The organism is Aporhodopirellula aestuarii, from assembly GCF_023701485.1.
Lineage (GTDB): Bacteria > Planctomycetota > Planctomycetia > Pirellulales > Pirellulaceae > Rhodopirellula > Rhodopirellula aestuarii.
This window is the reverse complement of record NZ_JAMQBK010000047.1, coordinates 1-18,851: the sequence shown is the minus strand read 5'-3', so window position 1 is coordinate 18,851 and position 18,851 is coordinate 1. Positions and strand designations below refer to the sequence as shown.

The 18,851-nt window shown below is 56.3% G+C and carries 16 protein-coding genes; 12 read left to right on the top strand and 4 right to left on the bottom strand.

Annotation, left to right across the window (positions count from 1 at the left end; all coding sequences use genetic code 11):
- Positions 1–516 precede the first annotated feature (516 nt).
- Together NB063_RS18030 and NB063_RS18025 are read left to right on the top strand one after the other, a co-directional pair.
- Positions 517–1,716 (top strand): hypothetical protein, encoded by a 1,200-nt coding sequence (locus NB063_RS18030; RefSeq protein ID WP_250930148.1) that lies wholly within the window; start codon positions 517–519, stop codon positions 1,714–1,716.
- Positions 1,717–1,821: 105 nt separating this feature from the next.
- Positions 1,822–3,495 carry a c-type cytochrome gene (locus NB063_RS18025; RefSeq protein ID WP_250930147.1) on the top strand — a complete coding sequence of 558 codons (1,674 nt, stop codon included), beginning with the start codon at positions 1,822–1,824 and terminating at the stop codon, positions 3,493–3,495.
- Positions 3,496–3,551: 56 nt separating this feature from the next.
- On the opposite strand, the gene NB063_RS18020 is transcribed toward NB063_RS18025, so the two are convergent.
- Together NB063_RS18020 and NB063_RS18015 are read right to left on the bottom strand one after the other, a co-directional pair.
- On the bottom strand, positions 3,552–3,875 hold the full coding sequence (locus tag NB063_RS18020) for a cupin domain-containing protein (protein ID WP_250930146.1): 324 nt from the start codon (positions 3,873–3,875) through the stop codon (positions 3,552–3,554).
- A 65-nt stretch (positions 3,876–3,940) separates the two neighbouring features.
- Entirely contained in the window at positions 3,941–4,789 is an 849-nt protein-coding gene (locus tag NB063_RS18015) for a YwiC-like family protein (protein WP_261367443.1), read from the bottom strand.
- Positions 4,790–5,338: 549 nt separating this feature from the next.
- Between NB063_RS18015 and NB063_RS18010 the strand changes: the two genes are divergently transcribed.
- The 3 genes from NB063_RS18010 to NB063_RS18000 all read left to right on the top strand — a co-directional run bounded on the left by NB063_RS18010 (position 5,339) and on the right by NB063_RS18000 (position 10,059).
- Positions 5,339–7,039 carry a TolC family protein gene (locus NB063_RS18010; protein ID WP_250930145.1) on the top strand — a complete coding sequence of 567 codons (1,701 nt, stop codon included), beginning with the start codon at positions 5,339–5,341 and terminating at the stop codon, positions 7,037–7,039.
- 484 nt (positions 7,040–7,523) lie between these two features.
- Positions 7,524–9,011, top strand: a complete 1,488-nt coding sequence (locus NB063_RS18005; RefSeq protein ID WP_250930144.1) for a sulfatase family protein — start codon at positions 7,524–7,526, stop codon at positions 9,009–9,011.
- A 4-nt stretch (positions 9,012–9,015) separates the two neighbouring features.
- Positions 9,016–10,059: an SGNH/GDSL hydrolase family protein gene (locus tag NB063_RS18000; protein ID WP_250930143.1), complete on the top strand. Its 1,044-nt coding sequence runs from the start codon at positions 9,016–9,018 to the stop codon at positions 10,057–10,059.
- A 242-nt stretch (positions 10,060–10,301) separates the two neighbouring features.
- On the opposite strand, the gene NB063_RS17995 is transcribed toward NB063_RS18000, so the two are convergent.
- On the bottom strand, positions 10,302–10,742 hold the full coding sequence (locus NB063_RS17995; RefSeq protein WP_250930142.1) for a thioredoxin family protein: 441 nt from the start codon (positions 10,740–10,742) through the stop codon (positions 10,302–10,304).
- A gap of 833 nt (positions 10,743–11,575) precedes the next feature.
- Between NB063_RS17995 and NB063_RS17990 the strand changes: the two genes are divergently transcribed.
- The 6 genes from NB063_RS17990 to NB063_RS17965 all read left to right on the top strand — a co-directional run bounded on the left by NB063_RS17990 (position 11,576) and on the right by NB063_RS17965 (position 17,411).
- Positions 11,576–12,313, top strand: a complete 738-nt coding sequence (locus tag NB063_RS17990) for an apolipoprotein acyltransferase (protein ID WP_250930141.1) — start codon at positions 11,576–11,578, stop codon at positions 12,311–12,313.
- A gap of 72 nt (positions 12,314–12,385) precedes the next feature.
- The gene (locus tag NB063_RS17985; protein WP_250930140.1) at positions 12,386–13,519 is read left to right on the top strand and encodes a thiamine phosphate synthase; all 1,134 of its coding nucleotides are present in this window, start codon (positions 12,386–12,388) and stop codon (positions 13,517–13,519) included.
- Positions 13,516–14,475 (top strand): esterase-like activity of phytase family protein, encoded by a 960-nt coding sequence (locus tag NB063_RS17980; protein ID WP_250930139.1) that lies wholly within the window; start codon positions 13,516–13,518, stop codon positions 14,473–14,475. The genes NB063_RS17985 and NB063_RS17980 overlap by 4 nt, the downstream gene beginning before the upstream one ends.
- Before the next feature lie 40 nt (positions 14,476–14,515).
- Entirely contained in the window at positions 14,516–15,094 is a 579-nt protein-coding gene (gene cyaB, locus NB063_RS17975; RefSeq protein ID WP_250930138.1) for a class IV adenylate cyclase, read from the top strand.
- A gap of 89 nt (positions 15,095–15,183) precedes the next feature.
- On the top strand, positions 15,184–17,154 hold the full coding sequence (locus NB063_RS17970; protein ID WP_250930137.1) for a GntP family permease: 1,971 nt from the start codon (positions 15,184–15,186) through the stop codon (positions 17,152–17,154).
- A gap of 5 nt (positions 17,155–17,159) precedes the next feature.
- Positions 17,160–17,411, top strand: a complete 252-nt coding sequence (locus NB063_RS17965; RefSeq protein ID WP_250930136.1) for a (2Fe-2S)-binding protein — start codon at positions 17,160–17,162, stop codon at positions 17,409–17,411.
- 448 nt (positions 17,412–17,859) lie between these two features.
- Here NB063_RS17965 and NB063_RS17960 read toward each other — a convergent pair whose 3' ends face one another.
- The gene (locus NB063_RS17960; protein WP_250930135.1) at positions 17,860–18,093 is read right to left on the bottom strand and encodes a hypothetical protein; all 234 of its coding nucleotides are present in this window, start codon (positions 18,091–18,093) and stop codon (positions 17,860–17,862) included.
- Positions 18,094–18,142: 49 nt separating this feature from the next.
- On the opposite strand from NB063_RS17960, the gene NB063_RS17955 reads away from it, so the two are divergent.
- On the top strand, positions 18,143–18,664 hold the full coding sequence (locus NB063_RS17955; protein ID WP_250930134.1) for a TIGR03067 domain-containing protein: 522 nt from the start codon (positions 18,143–18,145) through the stop codon (positions 18,662–18,664).
- The last annotated feature ends 187 nt before the right edge of the window (positions 18,665–18,851 follow it).

The window sequence follows — 18,851 nt, the reverse complement described above, 5'->3', positions numbered from 1 at the left end:
CCAATCGCAAGCGGAATCAACGTTTTGTTTTTCCGTATTGGGAACCCGGCGAACTGCGGCGTTAAAGTCTTCGTGTTTGGCATAGTTTGACGTCGCAATTCTTAGACAGATCACCTTGGTACCAACTGTCCATCATGCATTCCTCCGTGCGGCCGGATCACCTAAACCCTCGTGATTTGACGCAGCTTAAGCTTTGTTTCACGCTGCAAGCGATGCGGTGAAAACGAAGAACGGCAGCTGTTTCACGCCTTTACCGTCATGCCTTCTGACTGTACCGCGAGAACGGTAGCGATTGCCATTACGCTTGCCTGAACTCTTCGCGGCTGCATGATTGCGTTGCTGTGCAGGAGAGAGGAACGCGAAGATGCCTTCGGCGAATTTTCTTCTCGTACGGCCCGTATCCATGACGGAACGGTCGCTGGCCGGATGACCCGGCACATGTTTTGCAAAAGGTTTCTCAACCTTGCTGCGACACAGCCACCTGGAAATGTCGAAATGGAACGGAGCACCAACGCAATGAACACTTCAGCCCCCACACGCAATCAAAATTCTCGTCGTCTCACCGCACCGGCGACCTTCTCTTGCTCCCTGTTACTTTTGGCGAGCGTCACTCTCGTAACACTAACGACGCCCCCAACGGCAGCTCGCGGAGCCGATCAGCATGTGATCTCCTTCGATTTGCCGCCTACCGCGGTTGCCGTGCCGGTCGCCAGCCAACGTCCCGACGACCTGATCGTGCGAAGTGGCGGCGAACCCGTCGAAGTCACGCTGCGGTTGTCTTCGTTGGTGAGCGGGAGTGCGTTTCCGCAGATCGATCGTTGGATGATCCGCTGTGTCCCACGTCAAACGTCGTGGCAAGTGATGAACTACAGTCCTCGCACCGAAACCGCGAGCGAATACTCTGGCACGATCCAAGTAAAGACGTGCGATGAAGAGAGCGAATCGTTTGGAGCCTCCGTCGACCTCACGCAAGGCAGCCTCGCGACGGCCAATGTCGAAGGGGGGAAGGGAAGCAAACAAACCGAATCGTTGCAGTACGAACGTCATGCTCCTCTGCATGCCGTTACTGCGTCCGGTACGATCGAGCGAGGTCGAGGCGTGTACTACAAGCTGCGTTGGACGTCGACGCAGGTGCTCGAAGGTGAAAAGGAGTTCAAGATCACCTTTGACGTGCCCGCTGGATTCCGAGCGGGGCTGTTAGATGTTTCCGTGGTCGCGATCGGTCGCCCCGCGAAGAAGAGTTCGGTGTCGGATGCTTTTTCGCAAATCCCGGTTATCGGAGAAGACCGCGACTCGATGCGTCCGCTCGGTGAAGGCCGGTTCGTCGTTGCCGTTCATGCCGAAGGCGATCCGGTTGCGTGGAACGCGGCACGGGAGTTCGCGGAAGCCGAAGCGACACTCCGTAATGAAGCACGCAAGGTTCGTGCGACGTCACCTGCTCGTTCACTCTCGACCCTGCTACGTCACGTCGCCGCGAAGCTCGATGCCGATTCGGTGGACCTTCACAGCGATTGGGCGGAACGACTGATTTTCAACAAGGCCGATCCATACGTCGACCCGATCATTCGCAAATTGCCTGCCGACGTGCGAGTCGTGGCTCTCGAGTACTGCGACGCCCGCCGGAGCCTCGAAACGTTGAAAACCCGCGTGGTTGATCCGCAATCGACCGAAATTCAACTGACCGATTTGGTCAAATCTTCGATCGGCGTCCAATAATAGGGGTTAATCCTCCCGGCTGACGGCGGGCATAATGAAGGCGAGCGGCGGGCCATCGGGGTCGCCGCCTCAGCCGGATTGTTGTTATCCCCACCGAGAATCGCCGTGCTTTGTCCCGAGACCGTCTCCGCCTCTCAAACGCCCTCGACGGTTCAAGGCGTTGTCCCAATAGACGCCTCTGGCCATCGAATGTATCTGTATTCGCCGAACCGCTCCACCGGTTCGAGCATGTTGTGGTCTTCACGACGTTTCGGCGAATCGCTTTCTTCCGCGTATGCGAGGATTGGCCGGTCGCCTGGATTGTTCATCGTGCTCGCACTCGCGGGGTTTTGCATCGCGTGGAGTGGAAACACGCTCGCGACAGCCGGAACGCCCAGCTCAGACGATTCGCCGCCAGTTGGCGATTTGGTTGAGGGGGGCGATGAAAATGAGGATGAGGATGCTGCGTCTCGCGGGTATGAATTTTTGATGAACCGGGCGCTCCTTCCGAGTGACTTCGATCAACGTGTCTTCGATGAGCTTTGGAGGAGCTGGCCAGAACCGCTGCGAAGTCAAGCGGCAAAGGTATCGATCGGTGAACGCCGAGCGATGGCGTTTGAACGTTACGGATTGACGCCGCGTGTCGATGAAAGCACGCCGGCCCCCCTCGCAACCGAGCGTGGTGACGATCCAGGTAAACCGTTGCAGTATGTGGTCGATGAACACGGTAACTGGACGATGAATTGCTTCTCATGCCACGGAGGATCGGTCTATGGACGCCCGTATCCTGGCGCACCCAACAATCGTTTTGCGTTGCAAACCTTGACCGAAGAGGTACGCAGTACGAAATTCCGGCTCGGACTCCCGCTTGGACGAATGGAACTCGGTTCACTCGTCATCCCATTGGGGACCACCCACGGGACAACCAATGCGGTTGTCTTTGGCATGGGTCTCATGAATTACCGCGACGATCAACTGAATCTGGTCCAGCGTGCGCCCGCTTCGCTCACTCATCACGACATGGACGCGCCACCGTGGTGGCACTTCTATCGCCGGCCGTACATCTACATTGATGGTTTTGCCGAAAAGGGGCATCGAGGTTTGATGCAGTTCACGCTCGTTCCTGAGAACGATGCGAGCTTCTATCGACAATACGAAGACGCCTTCCGAGACGTCTACGCATACCTCTCGTCAGTGCGTCCGCCAAAATATCCACACGCAATCGATCCCGATTTAGCGGAACAAGGCCAGCACTTGTTCGAAACGACCTGCGCCGAATGCCATGGAACTTACGGACACGACAGTGACGAGGAGTCGATTGCTGCCTATCCCAACCGCATGGTGCCCATTGATGAAATCGGAACGGACCCCGTGCGTCACAGTGCTTTAACCGTCGCTGGTCGCGAACACTACGCTCGCAGTTGGTTTGCCAACGCGGGAGAGCCCGATGAACAAACGACAATCACCGATCCCGCTGGTTACGTGGCTCCGCCGCTCGATGGCGTTTGGGCGAGTGCCCCGTACTTTCACAATGGTAGCGTGCCGACGCTATGGCACGTCTTGAACCAATCACAACGTCCGACGGTGTGGCGACGTGTCAGTGATTCGATCGATGAAAGCAAAGTCGGATTGACGATCGAGTCGGTCAAACGTGTGCCGCTGGAGGAACCCGACGTCGCACTGCGTCGGAGCTATTTTGATACTCGGCGTTTCGGTAAATCCGCCTCGGGGCACGACTATCCCGATTCACTCGATGAACAAGAAAAGATCGCGCTCCTCGAGTACCTCAAAACGCTGTGACGCAACCGTCCGGTTCGATTGATCGGGGCGTTGTCCAATGCTAAAGTCAATCCGCGTCAACTTGCTTTCGTGACTAACACGACTGAGTCTTCGATTGCGGTGAGGGCGTCAACCTCGCGAGGCTGGAGATACAGCAGGCTGCCTGTCGTCATGGTTCGCGTGCGTCCCATCGTAACAAAGTCCAGGCGACCGCTCACGCACTGAACAGTGATCTCCTTTGTAGCGGCTTGTTCCGGAATCGTCATGCCCGCCCGCAGGTGCACCCGCATGACGCTATAGAACTCCGTCTGAAAGAGCAGCTCCGGCTGGGGTAACTCGCTCGGTCCGCGTTCTGTGCCCATGATATGATTGTCAACGACTCGACCGGCAGGAATATCCATTGTCTCCACCCCGAGAAAGAAAAGTTGCGTACGAGTCCTCGGTCTATATTGCGTTTCGCATGAGTTCAAACGATCGCGAACATCCATCCAGCGGTCGCGATCGTGCCGACGACCAACGTCCATCCTACTCTCTTCAGGTGCCGCGCCGGTGGTGGTTTAATGAGCAGGTGGCAGCTCATGATGAGCATTGGCAGGGTTGCGATAGCAACCGCGTCGCCGGTCGCCGTGAGCACGCCGGTCAGTAGAATCAGCGCTAGAATCGCTGACCAATAAATTGTTTTTCCGCGGCGTTTCTGCGCCGCAATGACACCGCGAACCGCCAGCGTTGTGGCCGCGAAACCGATCAGCCACGCCGTCCAGATTGCCAATGTCTGCACCGGAGTAATGCCGCCGGCTAACAGTATCGGTACGCAGGCGGCCGAAAGCGTAACGACGCCCCACAGTTGACCAACGAGCGTGCGATGTCGGCCAGCGAGGCCCAACGCCAAACAGGACGTCGCCAGTGCGGCGCAGCCAAGCAACGCGATACGCACTTCCGTCGATCCGAGTGCCAAGGCAGTTAGCCCGCATCCGAACGTGATCGCCAACAAGGCAGCAAGGCGACCCTTGGCCGCCGGTGTGCTTCGCTGCGAACGCTGTCCGCGATGCCCCGCTGCGACCAACAGCGGCTCGTGTGCGACGAACCCGGCTATGGAGGCCAGCACGACGAGGCATCCTGGGATGCTCACGTCTGCGATCACCAACGAAGTGGCGAGGGGAATTCCTAGAATCGCATACGCACCGTGCTCTTTCGGTTGTAACTTCGCGGCGGCAGGTTGACTTTTTTGGGGCCCAACGCATGTCGTGGCCTTTGTAGACGTTGACCTCGGCTGAGTATTTGTTCCGGTCGCCGAAGGGATGGTGGTCGTGCTCAAGATCGCCCTCGATTGATTTCAAATTGCCGCCGCTGAGATCGGTTCAGGCTGTTTTGCCTGCTGCTCCCAAACATACACCCGCAGGCGCACATTTGTCGCCTGTAATCTGCTGCGGCACGATGTCACGTCGTGAGCGAACGTATTAATTGACGCGAAAACCAGGGGAAATCTTGGGAAATTGCTTTCCACGTGCTGGAAACTATTTGCCCAGCGGGGCGGCGATTTTACGGACAATCGAGTTTCGCGGGTGAAACTGTTCGGGTCGTACGGGTTCGCCGGGCCAGCGGCTCGTTGTTTCTGTTGTACCGGTCGTAACGCCACACAGGGCTGGCGCAATTGAGCCGATAGTTTCTTCTGTGACCGCCTGCTACGAACGTAACGATCAATTTGTCAGGCGATTGGGGGTGGAGTCTTGGCTGACTCGCAAGATCTGAACGGATCAAAAAGTCCCAAACGTATTCCGTCTAAAGCGATGTGTGGGTCAAGATGAAAAGGCTGCTTCTTTCGGCGACCGCGTGTTCGGTTTTTGCAATGACCGGCTGCACTCACATGAGTCAGCTGACCGCGCACAAAACGTTCCCCACCGACTCCATCACCGTTACTGAAACGGTCAGCGCAACGCCGCCGCTTTCACCGACTCCCGTCCGGCAATCACAGGCTGTAGCCGACGCGACCGTGACTGATCCCGAGACATTCGTCGAGTATCCCTCGCTTCGTTTGGCGGTTCCGACGATTCACCCGGTTGCCTATGTCGACCAGCTGCTACCTGCGACGGGCGAACCGACCGAAGCACCCCCTGATGAAACTGAAAACGATGCCCCGCCGCTCAACTTTCAAGAGCACCTGCGAGCCGGTTTTAGAACGGAAGCAAAGAAAACACGCGAAACCGAAACCGAATACGATCTCAAAACCCACGCCGGCGACAACTCGGTGAATGTGGGCTACGTGTTCAACTCGGTTAGCATCCCTCCGATTGTGAGTTCGGATTGTTCGGACGGCTATGGTCCGGGCATGACGGGCGTCATTGTAGGGCAAGCGACGTACACGTTGACGGACGTCGAGCAAATCGCACTAAGTAACCATCCGGCGATTTCCGCCGCTAGCGCCACACGCAGCAAGGCAGCTGGCCTGCGACAACAAGTCGGCACTCGCCCTAATCCGACGCTGGGATATTTCGGACAACAGCTCGCCGACCGAAACACCGATCAACACGGTATTTTTATCGAGCAGGAATTTGTTCGGGGCAACAAACTCGCGCTCAACCGAGAAGTTCTCGGCCATACCAGCCACGCCCAATCGATGGAACTGGAAACGCAGCGTTACCGAGTGCTGACGGACGTCCGCGTAAGATTCTTCGAAGCACTCGCCGCACAACAGCGTGTGGAGGCGACTCGACAATTTTCGCAAGTTGCCAAACGTGGCGTTGAGGTCGCTGTCGATCGCGAGCGAGCTGAAGAAGGCACGCTAATCGAAACCCTACAAGCCAAGACGCTTCTCAGCGAAATCCAGTTGGCTGCTGAGCAAGCCGAGTACGCCTATCTCGGTGCATGGCGTGATCTCGCCGCTATCGCTGGAATCGACAGCGAAGCGCCGGTAACGTTGGCGGCTGATTTTGATCACACCGCGGTAACGCCTGAATGGCAAAGCACCTACGCGATGATCGTGAGTCAAAGTCCTGAACTGTCGGCTGCCCGGGCGATCGTTTGCGAAAAGCAAGCACTATTAAAACGCCAGCAAGTCCAATACGTTCCCAACGTCACCGCGCAGTTGGGCGCGGGATATGATGTCGGGACGGACAATGGCATGATTAACGTTCAATTGACCGCACCGATCCCAGTTTGGAACAAGAATGACGGCAACATTTCAGCTGCTTACGCAGAGTACGTCCGTGCCACCCAGGAAGTGAAACGGATTGAGCAGTCGATCAAATCACGATTGGCTCGAACCGCGCAGGAATTCGACTCGGCTCTGGCATCGGTCCGCAAGTATGAAGAGGAAATTTTGCCGCAGGCTCAAAAGAGTCTCGATCTCTCCGAAGAAGCCTACCGAGCGGGAGAGTTGGAGTTCCTCCAAGTGTTAGTGGTCCGGCGCAAATTCTATGAAGCGTCTATCCAACTCATTGACGCTAAAGGACGACTCGCGGGAGCGACCGCGAAAGTCGACGGTTTGCTACTGACCGGCGGGTTGGAATCGCCAACGGACTACACCGATGGTGACGGCATCCGTGGTGCCTCCTTCGGTGGTCAATAGCACGGCGTGCTCGATCGGCTTCACTTTCGACCGGATTTTGCAGCATGCGGATTGTGCGCAAACGGTCGCATTATGAATCAAACGTTCTCATGCGGAAGTTTTAGACGTTTAATCAACTTCTTTGCTGCAGCGCGCTCGTCGGCCACCGGTAACTCGTCGATGAGGCGTCGGCGTCGTCAATGCCAAGCGACCTTGGATCAGACGTCGCTTAAAGGATAGCGTCACGCCCTCGGTTAAAATCGCCTAATCGAAGCCTTGGCACCCACTATCAGGCACGTGCGATTATCATCTATACAATATGCGGGTAAAGCACATTGTCGCCCTCTCTGTGCTGACGGGGGGCTTAGCCCGGCCAATGGCGATCTGTTCACGAACGCCTCTAACCTCGGCATCTCACGCAGTCTCCTAAGGATCAACCTAGGGTGTTGCCGCGTCGATGCGGGCGACGATCTCAGACACACTCCATGAATGCGCGAGAAAGAGAATGACGAAGTGGATCATGTTGGCAATTGCCGCTATCTGTGTGATACCGACCAATCAAGCTGACGCCGGGGAGCGGCCGAACATTGTCTGGATCTTCTCCGACGATCACTCCTATCAAACGATTGGTGCGTATGGCGGGCCGTTGAAGTCGCTCAACCCGTCGCCCAACATTGATCGCCTCGCCGCCGAGGGCATGCGATTCGATCGGGCCTATGTCGGCAACTCGATCTGTGCTCCCAGTCGCGCGACACTGCTGACGGGACTTCACAGCCACAAGAATGGCAAGATTGACAACGTCGGTCCGTTCAACCACGACCAGCAACAGTTTCAGAAGATCCTGCAGCAGAATGGTTTTCAAACCGTGATGGTCGGCAAGATTCACCTCAGCGGCAAAATGCAGGGCTTCGACTACTGGGAAGTCTTGCCTGGTCAGGGCAAGTACTACGATCCTGAATTCATCACCGCCGAAGGTAAGACCCGCTACGAAGGCCAATACGTCACGGACGTGATTACCGAACGTGCAATTAACTGGCTCGAGAATGGACGTGACGAGGAGCGTCCGTTCATGTTAATGGTTCACCACAAAGCACCGCACCGAAACTGGCAACCGGCCAAGCGGGAGATGGAACGATATGAAGACGTTGAAATTCCCGAACCCGCGAACCTGTTCGACACCTACGAAACACGGGGAGTCGCCGCGTCGGGGCAGGAAATGGAAATCAATCGGCACATGAATCTCGAGAGCGATCTCAAACTCGGCCGGCAGTACCTCGGAATGCCTCAATATGCCGCACGCCAAAAGTGGTTCCAAGAAAACCAGCCGACTGGTGTTGAACTGGTAAAGTGGAAATACCAGACGTACCTCAAGGATTACCTTCGCTGTACCTGGTCAGTCGATGAGAGTATCGGAAAGATTTTGGACGCGCTGGAAGCACAAGGACTCACTGACAACACCATCGTCATGTATAGCTCCGACCAAGGGTTCTACATGGGCGAGCACGGTTGGTTCGATAAACGATTCATGTATGAAGAATCGTTCCGCACACCGTTGATCGCTCGTTGGCCTGGAAAAATCGAACCGGGCTCGGTTAACACCGATCTGGTTCAGAACATTGACTTCGCTGAGACGTTTCTCGACCTCGCCGACGCACCGATTCCTGATGAGATGCAAGGCAAGAGTCTCGTGCCGCTGCTCAAAGGAAATACGCCGGCCGATTGGCGTGACTCACTCTACTATCACTATTACGAGTATCCCGCCGTACATAGCGTTCGCCGGCACGAGGGCGTGTTTGACGGTCGCTGGAAGTTGATCCGGTTCTACGGACGCAACGTTCCCAATGGTGAAGAGTGGGAACTTTACGACCTGCAGAATGACCCGAGTGAAATGAACAACCTCGCCGGTAATCCTGAGTATGCATCACGGATCGAAACGCTGAAAAAGGAACTGGGCAGTCTCCGGGAGCAATACGACGTCCCTGACGAAGCTTAATCACATGTTCGGTTCGTCTCGGCTCACACGTGGAACCATCGTAAGATGGGCACTCGGCCCGGTCTTCGGAACGCTCATCGTTTGGGCGACGTCGCCGTGGTTCATGCGGAGTTACCACTCTCGCGTCTTTGATCCGGTGTGCGAGGCTTGGGTTTACCCTTTGTCAACGCACTACCGGTGGCGGAGCGAAGGGTACGCCACGACGACGATCGGACGTCATGGGATGCCCGGGCGAACGGAGCTTCCTCCTCCCACGACAAAAACGATTGTGGCCTTGTGGGGTGATTCGCAAGCTGAGGGTGTTTGCGTTGACGATCGTCAAAAGCTTTGGTCACAACTCGAACGCCGGCTCACGGAACTTCCGGGCAACACGTTGGCTGTGTTGCCGATGGGACGCAGCGGCGAGGACGCCGCTGACTGGACGGGACGATTTAAGTCCACCGAGCAACACCTCGGAGTGACTAAACACGTGGTCCTGGTCTGCGAACTCAACGACTTGAGCCCGCTCACGCACCTGCCTCCCGAATCGCTCGACGGAACCCTCGCCGTCTCCAGTGATGCCGCCCTCATGGATTGGATTCCCGATTTCGTTGTACACGCCGCCCGTGGGTTGCTAATGGAGTCCAGCTCAAACCGGGTTCGTCGATTACGATTCGGGGTCGGTCCCGTCACAATGGCGATAGCAAACACCGCGAGACCGGCGGGTGCCGAGGCGACTGGATTACCGGTGTTTCCGGCCGCGGAAATAGCGAGTCAATTGCATCAGGCAACCACAAAACCGTTGACGATCATTTATGCCCCCAACCTTCCTGTCGTGATGGGCGGCGAGATTCGTCGCAATGATGATCACGCCGATGAGTTTGCCTCGCTCGCCATCGAGCTCGAACGCCGCGGCATCGAAGTCATCGACTGCCGTGAAAGCTTCGCACAGTCCGCTGATCAAGGCCGTTTCCCTCACGGCTTTCACAACGGCCACATCGGCAGCGGCCACCTCAACACAACCGGCTACCAACTCATCACAGACGCGGTTGCCGAGCAGAGCAATTAGTTTCTGTTGCCCCAGCCTCATTATGTGCCAACGGAATGCCAGGCGAAAGCCAAATGTCTTAGCGGAACGGCGCGAGCCGTCCGGTCTCACGCTAACTTTCAATTCCGAAAAATCGCTACCGTCGGTCGCCGTATCGCGGGAGCGACCACTCGTCGAACAATCTCGTCTCAAACAAACGAAAGCCCGAGAGGCTATATGCCTATCGGGCTTTGTTCGCTTTGTATCTTAATCGAGAATGCTGTTTAGCCGCGTCCGAGTTCGCGAACCTTTTGCAACAGCGAGCGGACGGGTTGGACAGGTTGATAACCCATCAATCGGCGACGACTCCAATGTCCATCTGCCGTCTTGCTGAAGACAATGATTTGCGGAATCATGTTTTCATCAGCCATCAGTTGTTTGGCGAGTTCCGGTTCCGCGTCGCGGTCGACAACGGCGACACTCACTTGGTCCAATTCACCAGATCGCTTCATGTTCGCGATCGTCGTTTGTTTGAGAACTTGGCATGCCGGGCAATAAGGTGCTCCGACCACGACCATTAACGGCTTGTCTTCTTCGACGGATTGTTTGTACGCCAAAGTGTAGTTCTGGTCACTCAGTGGAGTGGCGTTTTGTCGGGATGGCTCTGCGGTGGCAACGCCAGTGGTGACGAAAACGAGGGTAAGACCAAAGAACAGTGACAACATTCCATGCTTCCTAGTGCAAGTTGGCTTGTCAGGACAGCGGCGGCACCATGCCGTCAATTGGGTAAGACGAAGTCTTTCGTCAAACGGAACTCCACCCAACATGCCAACCGTGTTTGGTTGAACCATTCGATGGTAAAAAACCGACCCATGCAAATCGAAGAAAAGTAACTGTCAGGACAAGATGTACGGCCATCGTCAACTAAACCCGGGAGTAACTCCGTTCCAGGTGCTCAATCAACATGGCAACATTATGGCTTCCAGAAAGTCGGCTCCCGTTATGCATACTCCATGCAAACGTAGGAAATGACCTTGGTCTGAACAACAACACGGACGAAGTCAGTTAACCTTCCGAGTTACGGGACTTGGTTAAACTGTTCTGGACGCGCCATTCAAACAGACTGGCGAGGATTGTAGAAGTGCCATCGGGCCATGCAAGCAGTTCAAGCGGCTTTTTTAGAATCCGTTTCCAAGGGGACTGCGGGCCCGTTTATTGTCACACTGCGGGGCTCATTTCCACTTTGCTACCTTGCCTATACCCCCCACACACGTGGCAAAATGGCGAAGCTGGGCGTTTAGGGAGCACTTTGATTGTTTTGCGAGCGAGTTTCATAGTGCGAAATGTCACATCCGACGTCGCATCGACCGCAGTTTGCTGTGCGGATGCTTACACTATCGCCAGACGATTTCTCAGCCGCCTCGGGGCTGTCTCTCAGCCCGGGAATGCGTCAGGATTTTGCAGCCGAGAGGGTCGCAAAAAGCCGGCCCGAACTATTTGCTAACGGCATCCATCGGGTCTCTCATTGCCCACTGAACTACGCCAGCACGTTTGTTTTATGACTGATTCACTGCAACCAGACCTCCCGACTGACGATCTCAGCGACGCACACCGAGAGGTCCTGCGGAGGATGGGCGAATGCGTCGGAAAAACGCTTGAAGAGGTCCGCGGGCCGGATGACTTGATTGGTTTCTTTCAATCATTCCGACCCGACGGACGTGGATTGGCGGGAGTGTTCAGCGGGTTGCCGGGTGGGGATGAAGTCCACGAGCGGATCGCCACGCTGTTCGAAGTAGCCGGAGACGATCGCCGTCCCGGCGGTGGACGGGATGCATTTTTTGTGGTCAGGCAACCGGCTGTGATCGATCCCGATGAAGTCCAAGCCGCGGGCGAGAGCTGGATCGCGAGTATGAAGGTACTCGCCGAGTCCCTCGGTCATTCTGCTGCCAAGGCACAGCTCACGGGGGTCGATCGCGTTCGCGTGCTTGAAGGCATACCACCGAAGCATCCAAAGTTACCAGATGAGAAGACCGCACTGCTTAATCTTCTCAGCGACGGTGTTCCGAGCTGGCTGGCCCAAGCGACACCACAGCACGCGATTGCCGAAGCGCTGCGTGGCCCCTTCTATTTCATCAACTGCGACGCGATGCTGCGGGACTACTTGATGTGGCCGCTCTATCGTGACCACGTGTCACTCGATGATCCTTTCGAGCCGTATTTTCGCTTGTGGCGTCATGGCATCAAATGGCGCGTCTTTCAAGACACGCAAGTCGACCTATACATGCCACGCCATTGAACAACGAACGTCTCGAAGAAACCACACCAGCCGACTAATGATTAATGACTGTCCAATGACAACCGAACGCTCATGAGCCCCCATCGACCAACCGCTGATCCTTCTAAAGCGTGCATGCGAATTCTCGACGCGAACGCAAACCGTGCCGCTGAAGGTCTGCGGACACTGGAAGAGTCGGCGAGGTTTGTATTGTGTGCGCACGCATTGACCGCAGACCTGAAATCGCTGCGTCACGATCTAACCAACGCGATGTCACGTCTGTCTCGAGTCGAGCTTTTGCGTGCACGCGATACCGGACGTGATGTCGGTACCACGACGACCACGCCAGGCGAACAAAGTCGCACCGATATCGTTAGCATCGTTTCCGCCGCGACCGGTCGGACTCAGCAAGCCCTGCGTTGTCTCGAAGAGTACGGCAAAACGATCGACGGTGTTTTCGCCGCGTCTGTCGAACAAATTCGCTATCGTTGCTACGACGTTTTCGCTAGCCTCGAACTCGTTTTCATGGCGGGTAACCGACGCCACGCACGACTGCATGACGCGCGACTCTACGCACTCATCGATGCAAGTGAAAACGAGCAAGCCATGATCGAGCGGATCCGTTTGCTCGCCGACGCAGGTGTCGACATTCTCCAACTCCGCGACCGGCACGTCGATGATCGAACGCTGTATCAACGCGCATCGGTGGGGTCCTGCGTCGCGCGCGAAAATGATGTGTTGTGGATCGTCAATGATCGCGCCGATATTGCTGCGGCTTCCTCCGCCGACGGCGTGCACGTCGGACAAGAAGAATTGCCGGTCGCTGAGGTTCGCCGCATCGTCGGCGCCGATGCCATTGTCGGGCTATCGACTCACGACATTCATCAAGTCCGTGAAGCCTTCGCATCGACTGCAGACTATATCGGTTGTGGTCCGGTGTTCCCGGGACAAACCAAACAGTTTGAACACTTTCCCGGCTGTGAGTTTTTGCGTGAAGTCGCGACCGAGACATCCAATGCGCAACATTTTGCTCAGGTTCGTCCGGCATTTGCGATTGGCGGGATCGGACCTAGCAACGTCTGCGATGTTGTCGAAACTGGTTTCGGACGTATCGCGGTGACGGGAGCTCTGTCCGGCTCATCGGCGCGGGAAAATGCGGCGGTCCTGAGAACCACGCTCGAAACAGTAGCTTTGCCGGAACATTCAGCCGCAGCGATCACGCCATGATACGAACTCACCAATCTTCCATCCGTCTGTGTCTTCTTGCGGTCGTTTCGTTGTCATTGCTCGCGCTCGCTGACAAACCAAAGTTGCAATCGGTGACGTTGTCCGGCACCAGCGGCCTGACCGAGAGCAGCGGCTTGGCGTTTTCCTCACTCGATGCCAATTGCGTTTGGACGCACAACGATTCGGGGGATCGAGCCCGACTGTTTTGCTTCCATACGCAAACGGGAGCGCTCACGGGTTCGTGCGATTTGCTTTCTGCCGATTCGGTTGACTGGGAGTCGATGACCAGCGTCGCGGCAACGTCGGATCGAGCGACCAAATTGATTGTCGCGGACTCTGGCGATAACGACGCCGTCCGCGCCAACATCACGCTTTATCGATTCGATGAACCCGCCCCTCACAAACAGACGCGTTTGAAACCCAGTGAATACGAAACGCTGCGTGTTCGCTTTCCTGACGGGCCCGTGGATTGCGAAGCGATCTGGCACGATCCGACCGAACGCTGTGTCCTGTTACTCGCCAAAGGTCGGCTGCCCTTGGCTGCGGTTTACCGAGTTGCGGACGAGGATTGGGGAACCTCCCAATCGGATCCGCAGGGCGATAAGCGCGCCGGCCAAAGGATACCGAACGCTGCGCAGGAGAATTCACGCGCCACAAAATATGTGGTGACGGCGACGCACATCGCTACTCTCGCCCTTCCGATGGCAACCGGGGCGGATCGTGATCCGGCCAGCGGGGACGTGTGGATCGCGAGCTATTTCCAAGCGTTCTGTTTCCGTCGTGGTCAACACGCGAACCTCGTCGAACAGCTCGGCGCCGTACCCCTTGCAATCGAAATGCCACGGCTTCGGCAAATCGAAGCGATCGCGGTTGATCGGGAGTCGAATGTTTGGGTGACTTCCGAAGGAACCCCCGCGATTTTACAGCGTTTGGCGACAGGCAAACTTCACCGCTAAGACGCGGCCTCTTTAATTTTCGAATCATTGGGAGATAAGTATGTTCGAAGTGGAACAAAAGTATCACGTCCACAACCGCGCAGAGCTGGTCGAACGGCTTGCGATTGAGGACGCGATTCTGGTTTCGGAAAATGAAAATCGCGACACTTACTACAATCACCCGTGTCGTGATTTTTCACAAACGGGAGAAGCACTGCGTGTTCGACGAATCGACGGCGTCCCGTTGGTGACCTTCAAAGGCACAAAACGTCCCGGGCTCGTTAAAGCGCGCGAAGAACTGGAATGGAGGCTCGACCCGGGCGACGACGATGGTACGAAGATGGAACGTTTGTTGATTCACTTAGGCTTTCGCGAGGTCGCTACGGTGACCAAACGCCGTGAAACTTACCGGCTTGGTGGAGCGGAGGACGCGATCACGATTACGATCGACGAAGTCGCGTCACTCGGTCGAGATGGTCAGGCTGGATTGTTCGCCGAAATTGAGTGCGTGCTGCCCGATGCCAATCCGACTGACGATACGATCGAAGCGACGCGTGCGCGCGTGTCCAGTCTCGCGTTGACACTGGGGCTTCGCGAGCCGGAACCAAGAAGTTATCTGCGAATGCAATTGGAACGATGACTGTGCTAAGATTGCGGGCCAGACGCCCCTAGCAATTTCTAGCGGCGATCGTCGGCCCCTTTCCGTTCCATGAGGTTGTTCAGCTCACGATGCCCTTCCCCGCCACCCCCCTTGCCCGATTCGGATTGTTTTTGGTTCTGTTTGGGGCGTTCACGTCAGTGACGCTCGTCACGGTGAGTGCAGCGGATGATCCGGCTCTGGATTCTATAGAAGCATCTTCCACCCCGAAGTCACGAGAATTCGGCGACTTCGATGTGATCCCTGACTTGATCCCGGAGTCGGGCCCCGTTGCCGATGCAACGATCGATTGGACGCCCGCTTGGTTCGTCACCGTCGGAATCGTGTCGGTGCTCACTCTGATTATCGGCCTAAAACTCAATGCATTTTTGGCGCTAATCATCTCCGCAATCCTTGTCAGCGTGCTCGTCGGGTTTGATGCCGGGGCAGGAATGGGTGAGCGCATGAACGCGGTTGTGTCCGCGTTTGGAAATTCAGCCGCCGGTGTCGGGATTGTGATCGCCATGGCGGCCATTATCGGCAAGTGCATGCTCGACAGCGGTTCGGCTGATCGCATCGTTCGCACCGCCGTTGACGTGACGGGTGAAAAGAAAGCCTCGCTGGGTCTCATGATCAGCGGCTTCATTCTCGCAATCCCGGTATTCTTCGACACGGTGTTCTACCTGCTCGTCCCTCTGGCACGCAGCCTTCATCGCCGCACAGGCAAGAACTACCTTCGTTATTTGATGGCGATCGCAACCGGAGGATGCATCACTCATACGCTCGTGCCACCCACCCCAGGTCCGCTGCTAGTGGCAGCGATTCTGAACGTCGATATCGGAATGATGATGATCGTTGGCGCGATCGTCGCGATCCCTTCTGCAATTGTGGGGCTGGCGTTTTCGATCTACGCCGATCACAAATCTCCGATCCCGATGCGTCCGCTGGGCGCACACGACGATCGTCACCAACCGCTCGACGACGAAAAACTTCCGGGACTGTTTACTTCCCTATTGCCAGTCTTATTGCCTGTGGTTTTGATCGGCGCCGGGACGCTTGCTACGACGCTGGCGGACGGCGAAGACCGCGCCGCCGTCTTGACCACGGACGTCGAGGATTTCGATTTGCTTGCCCAGCGTTTCGCATCGGCAACCGAAAAATCCCCCGCCGGTCGTCTGCTTGCAAGCGATCAAATCACCGAGAAACAACGCCAACGGCTCACGAGACCAGCTCAAAACGACGTCGAGCAACAAGCTGTCGTTTCCATCATCAACAGAGCGCTCCTGGACCCGGATTACTACAGCCCCGAGGCCTTCGCTGACGTGGGAATTCCTCCGGTCGCGGAGAAATTGATGAAGACCGATCAAGTTCGCATGAAGCCGGTCGATCGTCGGCGGATGAACCGAGCTTTGTTGGATGCCGCCTATCCCGAATTGATCGCCGCGCAGCGTTGGGACAGTCCGATGCGGCGAACGGCCAATTCGTTGGGCTTATGGAGCAATCCGAATTTCGCCCTTCTGCTCGCCGCGCTCGCTGCCATGTTGACCTTCAAAATCGTGCGAACCCTATCCTGGCGCGAACTCGGAGTTGATGTCGAAGAATCACTCATGAGCGGCGGTGTGATTATCTTGATCACCGCGGCTGGCGGAGCGTTTGGTGCGATGCTCAGCCAAACGGGAATCGGGGATACAATCCAACAGTATTTCAGCGGCCAAAGTGCAGCCGGGATCGCGATCTTGCTTCTGGCTTGGTGCGTGGCCGCGGTGTTGAAAGTGGCCCAAGGCAGCAGCACGGTGGCGATGATCGTCGGTGCCGGAATGATCGCTGCGATCATGGGCGGTGATGAGCCTCCCTTCCACATGGTCTACGTCGCGACCGCGGTGGGAAGCGGATCGTTGATGGGCAGCTGGATGAACGACAGCGGTTTTTGGGTGTTTGCAAAGATGGGCGGGCTAACCGAGAGTGAAGCCTTGCGGACATGGACACCGCTGCTCGCAACGCTGTCCATTGGCGGACTGATCACCACGATCATCCTCAGCCAGATCATGCCGATTGCGGGATAGCCATCATGAACGACGATGACGAACTGTGCCTCTGCTTCCACGTCACGCGGCGCAAGGTGATTCAGTACATCCGCGTCCACCAACCAAGCCGCGCAAGTCAGTTATCGGAGTGCTATGGCGCCGGCACCGGCTGCGGTTGGTGCCGCCCCTTCCTATCACGCCTGCTCCAATCGCATGCCCCTGAAGGTGAATCACTCCCCGACGCCAAAGAGTACGCCCAAAACCGCCAGACCTACCGCGACCAACCCAAGCAGTAAAGTGTGGATTCCTCGGATTTCACCACACGAAATGCTCGCAAGCATTAGTACCTGGAATCAAGCGAAATGGTGAATCGGCAGTACTCCATCTCGTCTTTAAGGCCGCGATTGAGTTCAGAAGCCCGACAAAGTTCAAGACACCTCAATCATGATCTTCATTCAGACTCATAGTCCGCAACAGATAGGCAGGAGTCGTTCGGCCAGATGCTACTGGCCGTTTGAGCCTTCTCCGTTTTGCTTCGATTCTTAGTCGCGATAGCGAGTGCGTGCGTTCTGGACGCCAGTCCGGAGGCGACGTCGCCCCACGCACGTGTTTTGGGTCGTCGCGTTGTGACTTGCTTCGCTTTGTCTTCTCAATCCACGGCCGACTTACGTCCGTGGCTATGACATGTCGTCACATTCGTGATTAGAGCATTTTCAAAATTGAAATGGGATGCAGGGCCGGTTCCTACCGACCAAATCGAGGCCGTTCGTCGAAAGTGGAATAGTCAACAAACCGACGGACGAACACGTCCATCGCACGTTTGGATCGGAAATGCTTCAGTAGATAGATCGACGCTCCCCGACGGTGCGAACGGATTTGGGCCGTTTGTTGCAAAACACGTGTAATGGTGATGTCGTGCCATGGGCGTTGCATCGCGAGTTTGAATTCACAAGCGAAGTTCGCTATACCAGTGATCATGGAACTCCTCCGGGAAGCCCGCAGCTCAAATTCAACCCATGGTCACACGATGCATTTCCTCGTTCTTATTGTGGTTCTCTGCTTTGTCTCCGGTGCGATTGCTGAAGACGACGCGAGCGAGAGCACGCAACGCGATCAATCATCGCAAGTCGCGGAAGATTTCAGTCATGACGGAGTGTGGAAGCCGAAAGGTGCCATTCTAGGCGGTGTCTTCTTGCCGCCGCCTGCTCTAAAAGGAATCACGTTAACAATCGATCATGACCAATACGAAGTTACGGTGGACGGTGAAGAACACTCGGACAAGGGAACGTTCACCTTGGACGAGACAACAACGCCGAAGCGCATGACCATCAAGAGCAACTCCGGCCCGAACAAGGGCAAAACGATCCTTGCGATCTACGAAGTCAAGAATGCCGATGCGATGCGGGTATGCTACGACCTGTCTGGCAAGGCGTTCCCCAAGGAGTTCAAAGCACCAAAAGGCAGCGAGCTGTATTTGGTCGGATATCGTCGCCAAGCTCCCGATGCGAAGGACAGCAAGCCCAGCACGACGTTTGTTCCGGTGGAGTAAGCTTGTTCGGGATGGTGGCACAACTACGCTTCGTCCAAATACAAATTTGTCGCACGCGGAACTGAGTAAACGTGTTGCTGGTTTTGATGCGACGGGCTCGAACCGTAGGCGGCAACGCTTCAGGACCTGCGCTCACGCCGGCGACCGATGCTAAGCAGGTATGCAGCAATCATCTGGCGCAACTGCC

Coding starts and splice junctions, on each gene's coding strand:
- NB063_RS17980 (WP_250930139.1), top strand. CDS start 13,516: ATGATACGAACTCACCAATCTTCCATCCGTCTGTGTCTTCTTGCGGTC.
- NB063_RS17955 (WP_250930134.1), top strand. CDS start 18,143: ATGCATTTCCTCGTTCTTATTGTGGTTCTCTGCTTTGTCTCCGGTGCG.
- NB063_RS18010 (WP_250930145.1), top strand. CDS start 5,339: ATGAGTCAGCTGACCGCGCACAAAACGTTCCCCACCGACTCCATCACC.
- NB063_RS17995 (WP_250930142.1), bottom strand. CDS start 10,742: ATGTTGTCACTGTTCTTTGGTCTTACCCTCGTTTTCGTCACCACTGGC.
- NB063_RS17960 (WP_250930135.1), bottom strand. CDS start 18,093: ATGATCACTGGTATAGCGAACTTCGCTTGTGAATTCAAACTCGCGATG.
- NB063_RS17965 (WP_250930136.1), top strand. CDS start 17,160: ATGAACGACGATGACGAACTGTGCCTCTGCTTCCACGTCACGCGGCGC.
- NB063_RS18030 (WP_250930148.1), top strand. CDS start 517: ATGAACACTTCAGCCCCCACACGCAATCAAAATTCTCGTCGTCTCACC.
- cyaB (WP_250930138.1), top strand. CDS start 14,516: ATGTTCGAAGTGGAACAAAAGTATCACGTCCACAACCGCGCAGAGCTG.
- NB063_RS18000 (WP_250930143.1), top strand. CDS start 9,016: ATGTTCGGTTCGTCTCGGCTCACACGTGGAACCATCGTAAGATGGGCA.
- NB063_RS18005 (WP_250930144.1), top strand. CDS start 7,524: ATGACGAAGTGGATCATGTTGGCAATTGCCGCTATCTGTGTGATACCG.
- NB063_RS17990 (WP_250930141.1), top strand. CDS start 11,576: ATGACTGATTCACTGCAACCAGACCTCCCGACTGACGATCTCAGCGAC.
- NB063_RS17985 (WP_250930140.1), top strand. CDS start 12,386: ATGAGCCCCCATCGACCAACCGCTGATCCTTCTAAAGCGTGCATGCGA.
- NB063_RS18020 (WP_250930146.1), bottom strand. CDS start 3,875: ATGGATATTCCTGCCGGTCGAGTCGTTGACAATCATATCATGGGCACA.
- NB063_RS17970 (WP_250930137.1), top strand. CDS start 15,184: ATGCCCTTCCCCGCCACCCCCCTTGCCCGATTCGGATTGTTTTTGGTT.